Annotated in this window: 11 protein-coding genes; 10 read left to right on the top strand and 1 reads right to left on the bottom strand. The window is 45.3% G+C overall.

Translation table 11 applies throughout. From position 1 onward, the window contains the following. Position 1: 1 nt before the first annotated feature. The gene (locus U0R10_RS01735) at positions 2-655 is read left to right on the top strand and encodes a thiamine diphosphokinase (protein WP_377981958.1); all 654 of its coding nucleotides are present in this window, start codon (positions 2-4) and stop codon (positions 653-655) included. On the opposite strand, the gene U0R10_RS01740 is transcribed toward U0R10_RS01735, so the two are convergent. Then, positions 630-1874, bottom strand: a complete 1245-nt coding sequence (locus tag U0R10_RS01740; RefSeq protein WP_377981959.1) for a replication-associated recombination protein A — start codon at positions 1872-1874, stop codon at positions 630-632. The two genes, U0R10_RS01735 and U0R10_RS01740, sit on opposite strands and share 26 nt — an antisense overlap. A 75-nt stretch (positions 1875-1949) precedes the next feature. Here U0R10_RS01740 and U0R10_RS01745 point away from each other — a divergent pair, with 75 nt between their 5' ends. From U0R10_RS01745 to U0R10_RS01785, 9 genes are all read left to right on the top strand, one after another. Beyond that, on the top strand, positions 1950-2873 hold the full coding sequence (locus tag U0R10_RS01745; protein ID WP_377981960.1) for a sugar phosphate isomerase/epimerase family protein: 924 nt from the start codon (positions 1950-1952) through the stop codon (positions 2871-2873). A gap of 140 nt (positions 2874-3013) precedes the next feature. After that, the gene (locus tag U0R10_RS01750) at positions 3014-4336 is read left to right on the top strand and encodes an amidohydrolase (RefSeq protein WP_377981961.1); all 1323 of its coding nucleotides are present in this window, start codon (positions 3014-3016) and stop codon (positions 4334-4336) included. An 87-nt stretch (positions 4337-4423) separates the two neighbouring features. Next, the gene (locus U0R10_RS01755) at positions 4424-6754 is read left to right on the top strand and encodes an alpha-L-rhamnosidase-related protein (protein WP_377981962.1); all 2331 of its coding nucleotides are present in this window, start codon (positions 4424-4426) and stop codon (positions 6752-6754) included. 72 nt (positions 6755-6826) lie between these two features. After that, the gene (locus U0R10_RS01760) at positions 6827-8905 is read left to right on the top strand and encodes a bifunctional aldolase/short-chain dehydrogenase (protein ID WP_377981963.1); all 2079 of its coding nucleotides are present in this window, start codon (positions 6827-6829) and stop codon (positions 8903-8905) included. 5 nt (positions 8906-8910) lie between these two features. After that, positions 8911-10170, top strand: a complete 1260-nt coding sequence (locus U0R10_RS01765; RefSeq protein WP_377981964.1) for a sugar isomerase — start codon at positions 8911-8913, stop codon at positions 10168-10170. 1 nt (position 10171) lies between these two features. Beyond that, a complete protein-coding gene (locus U0R10_RS01770) occupies positions 10172-11455 on the top strand; it encodes an FGGY-family carbohydrate kinase (RefSeq protein WP_377981965.1) in 1284 nt (427 codons plus the stop codon). 1 nt (position 11456) lies between these two features. After that, positions 11457-12170: a (Fe-S)-binding protein gene (locus U0R10_RS01775; RefSeq protein WP_377981966.1), complete on the top strand. Its 714-nt coding sequence runs from the start codon at positions 11457-11459 to the stop codon at positions 12168-12170. Beyond that, positions 12163-13506 carry a lactate utilization protein B gene (locus U0R10_RS01780; protein WP_377981967.1) on the top strand — a complete coding sequence of 448 codons (1344 nt, stop codon included), beginning with the start codon at positions 12163-12165 and terminating at the stop codon, positions 13504-13506. The genes U0R10_RS01775 and U0R10_RS01780 overlap by 8 nt, the downstream gene beginning before the upstream one ends. Then, positions 13503-14000, top strand: coding sequence for a LutC/YkgG family protein (locus U0R10_RS01785; protein WP_377981968.1), 498 nt, complete (start codon positions 13503-13505; stop codon positions 13998-14000). Before U0R10_RS01780 ends, U0R10_RS01785 begins: the two co-directional genes overlap by 4 nt. Positions 14001-14071 lie beyond the last annotated feature (71 nt).

Genomic DNA, 14071 nt, shown 5'->3' on the forward strand with positions numbered 1-14071 from the left:
TATGTCGTCACATCATATCATTCGCGATAAACAAGAACCTGCGCTGATTATTGCGAATGGGGAGGCGTGTTCGATGGATATATTGGATCAGTTGCTTGAGTGGTCTCCCACAGTCATTGTGTTAGATGGGGCATTGGAGCGAGTGATTTCGTTAGGCATTAAAGTGGATGTATGGTTGGGTGATTTTGACCATGCAAATTCCGAAGATTTCAGTCATTACCCGTTGAAAAAAGTACATACGCCGGATCAAAATTTAACAGATTTAGAGAAGGCATTTGAATATTTATTGGCCGAAGGCTATCCGGCAGTTAATGTAGTTTGGGCATCGGGGAAACGGATGGATCATACGTTGAATAATTTTCATTCGATGGTAAGGTACGGTCGGCAATTGAAGATTGTTTTCTTCGATGATTATTCGACATCTTATTTATTGCCGCCAACATTTGAGAAATGGTATCTGGCGAAAACGCCCATTTCACTCATCCCTTATGGTGAGGCCCATCAGGTAACATCTGCTGGACTTTTATACGATTTGAATCATCCCTTGTTAAGTTTAGGAACGCAAACAAGTTCAAGTAATGAAACGAAGCAAGATGGAATCGTTAAGATTTCGTACGCAAGTGGATCACTTATTTTGATGGAGTGCCACGATTGATTTTGTCCTGTTCGGACGGATGGTAAAACACGGGTCGCGAAGGAACCTCTGGAAAGTAATTCTGTTCCACCCAATGTCCTGGAAAATCATGCGGATATTTATAATCAGCACCATAATTCAAATCCTTCATCATACGTGTGGGCGCATTGCGTAAATGCAATGGCACGGGTAAATCTCCCGTCTGCTCCACATAGGCCATCGCTTGATTGATGGCATTGTACGCCGAATTGCTTTTAGGCGAGGTGGCTAAATAGATGACCGTTTGCGAAAGAATGATCCGCGATTCAGGGTTACCGATGACGCGGATGGAATCGAAGCAAGATTGCGCTAACAATAATGCATTGGGATTGGCTAGGCCAATGTCCTCGGAGGCAAGGATTAATAAGCGCCGACCGATAAACTCAAGCGACTCGCCGCCGGCGAGCATGCGTGCCAACCAGTATACGGAAGCATCTGGATCGGAGCCGCGTATTGATTTGATGAATGCGGAAATGATATCGTAATGTTGTTCGCCGTCCTTGTCGTATTGCGCGAGGTTTTTTTGCAAGCGTTCGGTCACAAGGGAATTAGTGACATCAAGCGTATTTCCACCTTCGGTGGTTACGAGCAGTTCAAACAGATTCAAAAGCTTCCGTCCATCTCCACCTGAGAAATGAAATAAAGCATCCGTTTCTGTGAGCGTGATGGATTTGTTCGTGAATAATTTGTCTGTGCTAATTGCTTTGTCGATGAGTTGGCGTAAATGCACGTCATTCAATGCCTCCAATACATACACTTGACAACGAGACAAAAGGGCCGAAATAACCTCAAAGGATGGGTTTTCTGTGGTTGCGCCCACTAAGGTGACGATGCCTTTTTCGACCGCGTTCAATAAAGAATCTTGTTGGGACTTCGAAAAACGGTGAATCTCATCGATAAAAAGAATCGGCGATTGCGCTTCAAACATCCGGTTCTTTTTCGCTAACTCCAATGTTTCGCGGACATCCTTGACACCTGATGAAACGGCTGAAAGGGTGTAAATGGTGCGTTTAAGGGCGCTGGCTAGTAAGGTTGCCAGCGTTGTTTTGCCTACTCCGGGAGGACCCCAAAGAATGCAAGAGGGAAGATGACCTGCCTCAATGGCTTTTCGTAAAGGTGCTTGTGCCCCAATGACCTTTTCCTGGCCAATGTAATCATCCAATGTAGTGGGGCGCATGCGCTCTGCGAGTGGTTGCATCATGTTTCGAAGTTACTTGATTTTTGTAAAATAGAAATAGATTGAGTAGCTTGGAGTTCAAAATAAACCTATCATTTTATGAATACATCTAGACGTTCCTTTTTGCGCAATTCAGCCTTTGGGCTAGGTGCAATGGCCTTTGCTTCTCCCGTGTTGCAAAGTTTAGCCGCAGTAAAATACAAGAAATTAGTAGGTGTTCAATTGTATTCTGTGCGTGACGAAATGCGCAAAGATCCACAAGGAACGCTAAATGCGTTGGCAGAAATGGGCTACAAATATGTAGAACATGCGAATTACATCAACCGTAAGTTTTACGGTTGGGAAGCCAAAGAATTCAAAAAGCGCCTGGACGATTTAGGTATCAAAATGCCTTCTGGTCACACGGTTATGGGTAAGGCCCATTGGGATAATGCCAAAAATGATTTCACCGATTTATGGAAATACACGGTTGAAGATGCAGCTATCATGGGCCAAGAATTGGTCATTAGCCCATCGATCGACATGGGTATTCGTAAGGATAAAAATCTTTTGTTGAAATACATGGAGATTTTCAATAAGTCGGGTGAATTATGCCAAAAATCAGGAATGCGTTTTGGCTATCATAACCATGATTTCGAATTCTCTGAGAAATTGGATGGTGAGTTACTATACGATATCATGTTGAATAACACGGATCCTACGTTAGTGGCCCAACAATTAGACATAGGTAATATGATTAACGGTGGTGGTGTACCATCTGAAGTAATGAAAAAATTCCCAGGTCGTTTTGTGTCAATGCACGTGAAGGATGAAGTTCCATCAGCTGCGGGACATGAAAAATTTGAATCAACCGTGTTAGGAAAAGGTTCAGGCCAAATCGATGTAAAAGCATTAGTGAAGTTGGGCGATAAAGAAGGAGGCACCAAGCATTTTATCATCGAGCAAGAATCATACCAAGGATTAAAGCCATTGGATTGCATGAAGGAAAATATTGGCATCATGCGTGGCTGGGGGTATAAATAGGTCGATTTTGGGCGTTTTCCCAAGTCCTCAGACTGAAGCCTGAGGTTAAAAAATACCCTAGGCTAAAGCCTAGGGTATTTAAGTGAAATTAATAACCCCAAGCTTTAGCCTGGGGGTTTTAAAAAAAAGAAAGATTACGAATGAAAAAACTAATCCTCATCGCCTTATTGGCAGCACCATTTTTTGCCTCAGCACAATCCGCATTAAAACCAATTATTGCTCAAAAAGCGGATGCCTTGAAAGACAAGGTAATCGCTTGGCGTCGGGACTTTCACGAACATCCAGAATTGGGTAATCAAGAAGTACGTACGGCAGGCATTGTGGCAGCGCATTTACGTTCTTTGGGTATTGAAGTGCAAGAAAAGGTTGCTTACACGGGAGTGGTTGGTGTTTTAAAAGGCGGAAAGCCTGGTCCAGTCGTTGCTTTACGCGCTGATATGGATGGATTGCCAGTTACAGAGCGTGGCGATTTACCGTTCAAGTCTAAGGTTACAGCGGAATTCAATGGCCAAAAAACAGGTGTGATGCATGCCTGTGGGCACGATTCGCACGTGGCTATTTTGATGGCCGTAGCTGAAATTTTAGCTTCCGAGAAAGCTAATTTAGCTGGAACGGTTAAGTTTATTTTCCAGCCAGCTGAGGAAGGCGTGTACAATGACAAAGGGGAAATGATTCTTTCGGGTGCTGAGTTGATGGTGAAAGAAGGTGTATTGGAGAATCCCAAGGTAGATGTCATTTTTGGATTACATGTAACGGCTACTTCCGACAATGGAGTTATTGAATACAAGCCAGGGGCAACCATGGCAGCTGTAGACCAATTGGACATTAAAGTCAAAGGCAAGCAAGCGCATGGCGCAAGTCCTTGGACGGGAATTGACCCGATTGTCATTTCTTCTCAAATCGTGATGGGATTGCAAACCATTGTTTCGCGTTCCGTAAATATCACAGAAGATCCTGCCATTGTAACGGTCGGAGCTATTCACAGTGGTATTCGCCAAAATATCATACCCGAATCATCCCATATGATTGGAACGATTCGGACGTTTGGGGTGGAGCAACGTAAGTTAGTGCACCAACGAATCAATGACATTGCAACAAACATTGCGGAAAGTGGTGGGGGAAAGGCAGATGTGACGATCGGGACAGGATATCCGGTGACCTACAACAATCCCGAATTAGTTGAAAAAATGTTACCCACCTTACAAGGAGTAAATGGAAAAGATCGCGTACGTGTTATTCCGGCTCATACGGGTGCAGAAGATTTCTCATTCTTCCAACAAAAAGTTCCTGGAATATTCTTCTTTTTGGGAACACGTCCCGATAACAAAAAATTCAATGAAGTTGCGGGCCATCATACACCTGATTTTTATTTAGATGAAGGCCATTTCCAAGTTGGCGTGAAAGCCCTGAGTAGCTTGGTCGTGGACTATATGGATATGGCTCAGCCGAAGAAAAAGAAATAGTCTATACTCCCCAGGTTAAAACCTGGGGTTATTAAAATTTATAACCCCGGGCTTAAGCCTGGGGTTTATTATGTAAAAGGTAAACCTATGAAAAAACTCATCCTATTCTTGCTCCTGGCAGGCCCTTTGGCCAACGCCCAAAATATCAAACCTGAGCTTTGGAATAAACCTTGGAAGGCTTCATGGATTACGTATGCAGAAAATGCCAACAGTGTTTATTCGCTGCAAGGCTTAAAAGACTACGGCGTATTTAAATTTCAGAAATCGGTTTCACTGTCTGAAAAACCTGCGAAATGTCTCATTCACGTTTCCGGAGATAATCGGTATAAGTTGTACGTAAATGGCACCTGGGTATCCGCAGGTCCAGCTCGCGGGGATTTGTATTTCTGGAATTTTGAAACACTTGACATTGCGCCCTATTTGAAAGCTGGGGAAAATACATTGGAGGCCTTGGTTTGGAATGAGGGTAAAGGAAAGTCGGAAGCCCAAATCTCCTATGCCACGGGATTTATTCTGCAGGCCGACGAAGCAGCCCAAGCTGTTTTTAATACGAGCATGGATTGGAAGGTAGCTAAAAATATGGGCGTGAGTCCACTGGCTGTTCGTGTTCCAGGTTATTACGTGGCTGGGGCAGGCGAATTACAGGAATATAGTAAAGGTTGGTCATCGTTCATTTCTGCGAAATCTTTAGGTCCTGGATTGACGAAAGGTGCGTCTATCGATGCCCGCGGTTGGATGTTATATCCATCTGCCATTCCGGCGATGGAATTAACCACGCAACGATTTGCTTCCATCCGCAAAGGGGAAGGCGATTTGATTCACGGAAAATCGATGACGGTTGCTGCCAATAGCTCCATAGATCTTTGGATTGATCAAGGGGTCTTAACCAATGCGTATCCACAGTTAACTTTTACTGGTGGAAAAGATGCCAAAATTGGATTGACTTATGCCGAGGGACTTTACGAAATGAAGCCTTTGAGTACAACGACTAAAAATAGTAACCACAAGGGCAATCGAAATGATATCGAAAATAAATATTGGCTAGGGCGCAAGGACAGTCTGATTGCTGACGGCGCTGCGCATACCTATGAAACGATGACCTATCGCACGTTTCGTTATGTGCGTTTGACCGTGAAGACAGAGGCGGAGGCCTTAACTTTGCAGGATTTCAAAAGTGTGTTCACGGGATTCCCTTTTCAGGCGAAGGCTTCTTTGAAAACGGATAATCCCTTAATTCCTCAATTGCTCGATGTGGGTTTCCGTACCGCGCGTTTATGTGCGATGGAAACGTATATGGATTGTCCATATTACGAACAATTGCAGTACATCGGCGATGCACGGATTCAAGCACTTGTAAGTATGTATTACGCGGGAGATGAGCGATTGGTACGTCAAGCTTTGGATCACATGGATCACTCACGTATTGCGGAAGGGATTACGTTGAGTCGGTACCCAACTGATTTGCACCAACAAATCCCCACATTCTCTTTGTGGTACATCGGGATGTTGCATGATTATTTACGCTACGGAAAAGATCCTCAATTCTTGAAAAACAAGATGGCCGGCATGCGAGGTATCCTCGATTATTTTGCCCGTTTCGAAGGCGCGGATGGAACCTTGCAGAAAATTCCGTACTGGACGTTCTCGGATTGGGTGAATGCTTGGCCGAGGGGAATCGCACCGGTGGGACCTACGGGTCGTTCAGCTGTGATTGATTTTCAGTATATCTGGGTCTTGCAGAATGCAGCGGAATTAGAACGCTATTTTGGCTTTCCGGAGATGGCTGCTACATACGAGGCGAAAGTAAAGGCCTTGAAACCTGTCTTGCGCGCCCTATATTGGGATGCCTCGCGAGGCTTGTATGCAGATACTGAGGTGCACGATAAATATTCGCAGCATGCTAATTCCTTGGCGATTTTGGCGGGGATGCAGGCTGCTGGTGTAGCGGATAAATTGATAGCAGATAAAAATATGGCGGAGACGACCATCTATTTTAAGTATTACTTGCATCTAGCTTTGGCCAAAGCAGGGAAAGGAAACGACTATTTGAAATGGCTGTCTATTTGGAAAGAAAACATCGACATGGGATTAACGACATGGGCAGAAACATCCGATATTTCCACGTCTCGATCAGATTGTCATGCTTGGGGCTCCAGTCCGAACATTGAATTTTTCCGTATCGTATTGGGAGTGGATTCGGATGCGCCTGCTTTTGCCAAAGTAAAAATTGAACCACATTTAGGGGAGCTCACGCAAATAGAGGGTATTGTGCCACATCCGCAGGGTGAAATACAAGTTATTTACAAACCGGGCAGCGCATCGATTACCTTACCGGGAACGGTGAGTGGAAGCTTTGTTTGGCAAGGAAAGAAATACCCATTAAAACCTGGAAAAAATAATATAACAACAAAAAAATAATTTGACTATCCCTATCACGGATAGGACGGTTAGGCGCTTTTACCTCTGTAGTTTTAAGAAAAATTAATAACCATGTACAAACACGTATCTTATCTCTGGGATGATGCCAAAGCGGCTGCACTCGCAGGGAATGAAGTTGACCAATTCATCTACCGTTCTAACATTTTAGGAGCAGATTTACGCATCACGAATTACGGCGGAGGCAATACCTCGGTCAAATTGCAGGATAAAGATCCTTTAACAGGTTCTGAAACGGAAGTGATGTGGATCAAAGGTTCCGGTGGCGATATCGGCACCTTGAAAAAGTCAGGCTGCGCGGCCTTGTACGTGGATCGTTTACGATCATTAACGAATGTCTACCGCGGATTGGAGCACGAAGATGAGATGGTGGAATTGTTCAACCATTGCATTTTTGATTTGTCGTCCAAAGCGCCTTCGATTGATACGCCTTTACACGGCTTCTTGCCTTTCAAACATATTGACCATTTACATCCCGATGCGGCGATTGCGATTGCTGCCTCAAAGGATGGGGAGCAAATAACCAAAGATCTTTTCGGCGGATTAATCGGCTGGGTAGGCTGGCAACGCCCCGGCTTCGATTTAGGCTTGCAATTAAAAGCCTGCTTAGACGAAGCAGCTTCACGCGGTGTGCAATTACGCGGCATCATGTTGGGCTCGCATGGATTATTTACCTGGGGTGATACGTCATACGAATGTTACGTGAATACCCTAGAGGTCATTGAAAAGTGTGCAGAATACATTGAATCGAAAACGGCTACGGTTTTTGGCGGATCACGGATGTCTTCGTTTGCTGCGGAGGAACGCGCTGCAAAAGCCGCTGCATTAGCACCTGTTTTACGCGGATTCTGTTCATCGCATGTGCAGATGGTCGGTCATTTCTCAGACGATGAGCGTGTGTTGCAATTCATCAATTCGAATGATTTAGATCGTTTGGCACCGTTAGGAACTTCTTGTCCCGATCACTTCTTGCGGACGAAAATTTCGCCTTTGGTTTTGGGATCGGATGTTTCCGTGGAGGCCTTGACGCCTTTGTTTGAAGATTACCGCCAGATGTATGGATCCTATTACGATTCGTGCAAACACGCGAATTCTCCTGCGATGCGAGACCCGAATCCGGTCGTGATTTTATACCCGGGTGTGGGGATGTTTACCTTTGCCAAAGACAAACAAACGGCTCGCGTTGCTGCTGAGTTTTATACCAATGCCATCAACGTGATGCGTGGTGCGGAGGCGATTTCATCCTATACTTCTTTGCCTCGTCAGGAGGCTTTTGATATTGAATATTGGTTGTTGGAGGAAGCTAAATTGCAGCGCATGCCAAAGCCAAAAGCCTTATCAGGTCGTGTGGCATTTGTGACAGGATCTGGTGGGGGAATCGGAAAGGCGATTGCCAAAAAGATGGCTCAGGAAGGCGCTTGCGTGATTTTAAATGACGTGAACGCGGATCGTTTAGCGGAGGCGAAAGCAGAGTTTGTTGGCTTATTCGGGAAAGATGTCGTTTCTACCGTGATAGCGGATGTGACCAATCAAGAATCGATTGAGGCGGCGATGACGCAGGCTTGCTTGGATTTTGGTGGAGTGGATTTGATTGTGAATAATGCAGGGATTTCGATCTCGAAAGGGATTTTGGAACATACGCAGGCCGACTGGGATAAGTTGTATGACATTCTAGTGAAGGGACAATACTTGGTTTCGCAAGCGGCGATTGCCGTGATGCGCAAGCAGGGATTGGGTGGAGACATTGTTAATATTGTGTCGAAAAATGCGTTTGTGGCTGGACCGAATAATGTCGGTTACGGCAGTGCAAAAGCAGCGCAGGCACACATGACCCGTTTGTTGGCCGCCGAATTAGGACCGGATCACATTCGCGTGAATACGGTGAATCCAGACGCGGTCATCGCTGATTCCAATATCTGGGCAGGCGGCTGGGCCGAAGGCCGCGCCAAAGCATACGGAATCACGGTGGCTGAATTGCCAGCGTATTATGCGAAACGTACCCTATTAAATGAATCTATTTTGCCGGATGATATTGCCAACGCATGTTTTGCATTCGTAGGAGGCTTATTAAATAAGTCAACGGGAAATGCCTTGAACGTGGATGGTGGTGTTGCTGCAGGATTTTTAAGATAAGAACCATGAATATTTCGAACCACAACGATGCTTTATTGGCTGGTCACAATCGCCGCTTAGATTTTTTAAAATCCGAGGTGAATTTGCCAGCCGGGATTTTACAGAAGTTAAAGGACTTTCAAATCGCGATTCCTTCTTGGGCCCTAGGCACAGGTGGTACTCGTTTCGGCCGTTTTTCCGGAGGAGGCGAACCGCGTAATCTGGAAGAAAAAATCGCGGATGTGGGTTTATTGCATGCCCTGAATCAGTCATCCGGTGCCATTTCTTTACATATTCCTTGGGATATCCCTACGGATCCTGCGGCGATACGTACGCTCGCAGCCCAACACGGTTTGGCTTTCGACGCGGTGAATTCAAACACTTTTCAAGATCAAGCGGATCAAGCGCATTCTTATAAGTTTGGATCTTTGCAACACGTTTCTGCGGCAACTCGGAAACAGGCGGTTGATCATAATATTGAGGTGATTAAGCATGGAGTGGAGCTTGGGTCAAAGGCCTTAACTGTCTGGTTGTCAGATGGTTCTTGTTTTCCTGGCCAACTGAACTTCCGTCATGCTTATGAGCGTACGGTAGATAGTTTGCGGGAGATTTATGCGGCGTTGCCGGCCGACTGGTCTTTGTATTTGGAATACAAAGCCTATGAGCCCAACTTCTATTCGACGACCGTGGGTGACTGGGGTGCGTCGTATTCGATGGTGAATAAATTGGGACCGCAGGCGAAAACCTTGGTGGATTTAGGGCATCATTTACCTAATGCCAACATTGAGCAAATCGTTTCGATTCTTTTGATGGAAGGTAAATTAGGTGGTTTCCACTTCAACGATTCGAAATACGGCGATGATGATTTGACAGCTGGGTCAATCAAACCGTATCAGTTGTTCTTGATCTTCAATGAATTAGTGGACGGGATGGACGCAAAAGGAATGAATCATGCCAAAGACCTAGGTTGGATGATCGACGCCTCGCACAATGTAAAAGATCCCTTAGAAGATTTATTGCAATCTGTGGAGGCAATTCAAATTGCTTATGCGCAAGCTTTATTAGTCGATCGAAAAGCGTTAGAGGCAGCCCGTGAAGCGAATGATGTGGTGCGTTGTCAAGAGATTTTACAAGCGGTATTCCGTACGGATGTGCGTGCTTTAGTGGCGCAGGCACGCTTGGAATTAGGCGGCGCGTTGGATCCGATTGCTTTGTTCCGCCAGGAAAAAATGCGCGGGCAATTAATCAAGGCTCGCGGTGCGAAAACAGTAGCGACGGGATTGTAATATGAGTTTGAGAACACCTGTCATTGCGGTATTTGACATTGGGAAAACCAATAAAAAGGTTTTTCTCTGGGATACGGCATTTCAGATTGTGTTTGAGAAGCAGCAGCATTTTGCAGAGATAACGGATGAGGATGGCTTTGCATGCGAGGATTTAGCTGCGCTCCAACAATGGATTGTTGACACGTTTACGGAACTATGTCAAATGCCTGAATTCGAGCTAATCGGTTTGAATTTCTCCGCTTATGGCGCCTCGTTTGTGTATGTGGATCGTACGGGGGAGCCTGTTGCGCCATTGTATAATTATCTAAAACCTGTGACCTCGCCTTTTCCTTATGCCGAATTTGGAGGTGAGCCAGAATTTGCTCGTAAAACCGCATCGCCTATTTTAGGTAATCTGAATTCGGGTTTACAAGTATACGGATCAACTTTGAAGCCTTTTTGGCCGGAAGTGTTTCAAGCCTTACATTTACCTAATTACCTTGCTTCTTTATTTACGGGCAAGTTTTTTTCAGAAATCACATCTATCGGTTGCCATACAGCTTTATGGGATTTCGACCAAGGTCAATACCATCCCTGGGTCTCCCTTATTGAAGATAAATTAGCTCCTATTTCTAGCGAGCCTAGCTTAGAAATTGACGGGATTCATTACGGTCTCGGAATGCATGATTCCTCGGCGGCCTTAGTGCCTTATTTACGGTGCATTTCAGACGATTTTGTGCTTTTATCAACCGGGACCTGGTGCATTGCCATGCATCCGTTCAACGAATCTCCTTTGACTTCGGATGAATTAGCGAATGACGTCTTGTGTTATCTGCAACCCAATGGAAAGCCTGTAAAGGCCTCTCGCTTATTTGGTGGGCATTTTCACGAGGAGCAGGTGGCTCGGATGGAAAAGCATTTCGGTGGTTCATTTACCGATTTGAAATTTTCAGACGAGGTGTATGAATTAAAACCAAAAGCATCTTCCGTATTTGAATCAGCATTTGCCTCGCGTGATTTACATGATTTTCCAGATTTGGCTTCGGCGTATGACCAATTCATGGTAGATTTGGTGGGCCAACAAATCTTTAGTTTGAACCTGTTGTTGAAAGATGCACCGGTCAAACAATTGCTAGTGGATGGCGGTTTTAGTAAAAATGAATGGTACATGCGCTTGTTGGCACATGCCTTTTCAACATTAGAAGTTTATGCCGCAGAAGTCGCCCAAGCAAGTGCTTTAGGTGCAGCTTTGATGGTTTATGCCGGGGAGACCCCCAAGAATTTAATTCAATTGAAACGATATTAGGATGCGCGTTGCCCTGTTTGTTCCATGTTATATTGACCAATTCTATCCGCAAGTTGCGGTGGCGAGTTTGGAATTGTTGGAGAAACTAGGCTGCGAAGTAGTCGTTCCTACAGAACAAACTTGTTGCGGCCAACCGATGGCCAATTCTGGATTTGCCTCATCAACGGCAGGTTGCGACGCGAATTTTACCCAAAATTTTGAAGGATTCGATTACATCGTGGGGCCATCAGGCTCCTGTGTATTGCATTTGAAGGAGCATCATCCTTCGGAGAAAATAAGGTCATCCGTTTATGAGATTTGTGAGTTTTTGACGGATGTCTTGAAGATCTCAAGCTTGTCGGCAAAATTTCCATATCGCGTCGGATTGCACCAGAGTTGCCACGGGCAGCGTGGTTTACGTTTAAGCTCCATGTCGGAGCGCAACGAAAAGCCCTTCTCAAAATTAGAAGATTTATTAAGTCTGGTGGATGGAATTCAAATTTCGAAGCCGGAACGTGCCGATGAATGTTGTGGTTTCGGTGGAACTTTCTGTGTGACCGAAGAAGCTGTTTCGGTTAAAATGGGTCAGGATCGCATCAAAGAACACGATGCGAATGCAGTAGAATATATTGTGGGGGCAGATACCTCGTGTTTGATGCACATGGAGGGGATATTGCGCCGACAAGGCTCAACGGTTCAAGTGAAACACATTGTAGAAATTTTAAATCATGCTTAGTCACTCGGAAGCTTCGGAGAAATTTATTTCGGACGCTGAGCGGACCGACTGGCATGATGAAACCTTGTGGTTTGTGCGTGCCAAGCGCGATAAGGCTTCCAAGGTTTTACCTGAATGGGAGGCTATGCGTGAACATGCTTCGCAAATTAAAGATCATACACTAGCGAATCTAGGTGAATATTTACAAGCTTTTGAGGCCAAAGCGATAGCTAACGGCATCAAGGTCCATTGGGCAGCGGATGCCGCGGAACACAATGCGATTGTGCATAGTATCATCGCCGCGCAAGGATCCAAAACGATTGTCAAAAGTAAATCTATGTTGACCGAAGAATGCCATCTGAATGACTATTTGGCGTCCAAAGGCATCGATGTAGTAGATACCGATTTAGGCGAACGCATCGTTCAATTTAGAAACGAAGCGCCTAGCCATATTGTATTGCCCGCGATTCACTTGAAGAAGGAGGATGTGGGGGAAACCTTTCACCAACATTTAGGTACGCCAAAAGGCAATAAAGATCCACAATTCTTAACCGAAGCGGCTCGCCAACATCTCAGAGGGCACTTTTTGGCGTCTGAGGTGGCGATTACGGGCGTGAATTTTGCGGTAGCAGAAACGGGTGAATTTGTGGTTTGCACGAATGAAGGGAATGCGGACATGGGTGCGCATTTAGCCAAAGTCCATATCGCTTGCACGGGAATCGAAAAGATTATCCCGAAACGAGCAGATTTAGCCGTGTTTTTGCGTTTGCTCGCACGCAGCGCTACGGGTCAATTAATCACGACTTATTCATCGCACTTTCACAAACCACGCGAAGGACAAGAGATGCATATCGTGTTATTGGATAACGGTCGGACGCGTCAGCTCGCTGATCCGAAATACAAGAACTCTTTAAAATGTATCCGCTGCGCGGCTTGTTTTAATACGTGTCCGGTGTACCGAAGGAGTGGGGGACATAGTTATCACCAACCGGTTGCTGGACCTATTGGGTCTATTTTGGCTCCAAATATTGACAAAAAAGCGAATGCAGATTTACCATTCGCGTCGACCTTGTGTGGTTCATGTTCGAATGTTTGTCCAGTCAAGATTAATATCCACGAGCAATTGTGGTTTTGGCGTCAGGACTTAATGGAGGCGGGATTAGCGCCTGCAGGAAAAACGATTGGAATGAAATTAATGGCTTTCACGTTAGCAAATCCGGCGATTTACCGAATTGGAGGGTCGCTGTTGCGTCGTTTTTCGGCTTTATTAAACACGAGTTTAAATCCTTGGTACAAACAACGCGAAATGCCTGAGGCACCTAAGGAAAGTTTCCAAGAATGGTATAAGAAACGATGAGCGCAAGAGATCAAATTTTAGGGAAAATTGAGCCACTTGAGCCGATTAAACATCCGGGTGCTTTTCAAGGAGCGTCGGAGGATTTTGATTTTCAAGCATCATTGGCTGTCGTGGGTGCGCGCGTCGTTACATCGTCGGAGTTAGAAGAAATATTCCCTGGCCGAAGGCGCTACGACAAAACGTTGGATGGTTTGAGTTTAGCCGAAATCGAAGTGTTGGAGATCGATGGGGAGTTTGGGGTCGCAGAAAATGGAGCAATTTGGTTGACAGAGGAAGCGATGCCGCATCGCGTGGCGCCGTTTATTTGCCAACATTTAGTGATCAACGTTAAAAAAATCGTTCCACACATGCACGCAGCGTATGAGGAACTTGGAAAAGTAAAATCAGGATTTGGTTTGTTTCTTGCTGGTCCATCGAAGACCGCTGATATTGAGCAATCGCTCGTAATTGGCGCGCACGGCGCGCGCAGTTTAACCGTTGTGATCCGAAATTAATCGCTGATTAGGTCGTAGACCCCGGCAGTGTCATCGGAAAATTTTCCTATATTAGGATCGCAAAACCTATT

Origin of the sequence: Aquirufa avitistagni, from assembly GCF_042715545.1 — a bacterium.
Lineage (GTDB): Bacteria > Bacteroidota > Bacteroidia > Cytophagales > Spirosomataceae > Aquirufa > Aquirufa avitistagni.

Excerpts from the sequence above, each read along its gene's own strand:
- U0R10_RS01735 (WP_377981958.1), top strand. The coding sequence starts at position 2 with ATGTCGTCACATCATATCATTCGCGATAAACAAGAACCTGCGCTGATT.
- U0R10_RS01740 (WP_377981959.1), bottom strand. The coding sequence starts at position 1,874 with ATGATGCAACCACTCGCAGAGCGCATGCGCCCCACTACATTGGATGAT.
- U0R10_RS01745 (WP_377981960.1), top strand. The coding sequence starts at position 1,950 with ATGAATACATCTAGACGTTCCTTTTTGCGCAATTCAGCCTTTGGGCTA.
- U0R10_RS01750 (WP_377981961.1), top strand. The coding sequence starts at position 3,014 with ATGAAAAAACTAATCCTCATCGCCTTATTGGCAGCACCATTTTTTGCC.
- U0R10_RS01755 (WP_377981962.1), top strand. The coding sequence starts at position 4,424 with ATGAAAAAACTCATCCTATTCTTGCTCCTGGCAGGCCCTTTGGCCAAC.
- U0R10_RS01760 (WP_377981963.1), top strand. The coding sequence starts at position 6,827 with ATGTACAAACACGTATCTTATCTCTGGGATGATGCCAAAGCGGCTGCA.
- U0R10_RS01765 (WP_377981964.1), top strand. The coding sequence starts at position 8,911 with ATGAATATTTCGAACCACAACGATGCTTTATTGGCTGGTCACAATCGC.
- U0R10_RS01770 (WP_377981965.1), top strand. The coding sequence starts at position 10,172 with ATGAGTTTGAGAACACCTGTCATTGCGGTATTTGACATTGGGAAAACC.
- U0R10_RS01775 (WP_377981966.1), top strand. The coding sequence starts at position 11,457 with ATGCGCGTTGCCCTGTTTGTTCCATGTTATATTGACCAATTCTATCCG.
- U0R10_RS01780 (WP_377981967.1), top strand. The coding sequence starts at position 12,163 with ATGCTTAGTCACTCGGAAGCTTCGGAGAAATTTATTTCGGACGCTGAG.
- U0R10_RS01785 (WP_377981968.1), top strand. The coding sequence starts at position 13,503 with ATGAGCGCAAGAGATCAAATTTTAGGGAAAATTGAGCCACTTGAGCCG.